At 80.2% G+C, this 258-nt stretch carries 1 protein-coding gene; it reads left to right on the forward strand.

The genetic code is table 11. From position 1 onward, the window contains the following. A partial coding sequence (locus SB754_RS21265; RefSeq protein WP_410784324.1) for a hypothetical protein occupies window positions 1-258 on the forward strand: 258 nt, incomplete at both ends.

Raw genomic sequence — 258 nt, forward strand, 5'->3', positions numbered from 1 at the left:
CGGCGCGACGGCGGGCGAACCGGACGCGGCGACGGCGGGCGACGTGGCCGGCGGTGCGGAGCCGGCCCCCGAGGAATCGCCCGCCGAGGAGCCTGCAGCGGAGGAACCGGCCGCGGAGGCTTCGGCCGACCAGGCTCCGGAGGCGACGGCGAGCGACGAACCGGCCGCGGCTGACGGCACTTCCGACGAGGCGGCGGCCGGTGGCAACGCGGCGGCCGGAGAGGACGCGACCGGTGGCTCGGCCCCGGCGGACGAGGT

It is taken from the genome of Leifsonia sp. SIMBA_070, assembly GCF_046534635.1.
GTDB lineage: Bacteria > Actinomycetota > Actinomycetes > Actinomycetales > Microbacteriaceae > Leifsonia.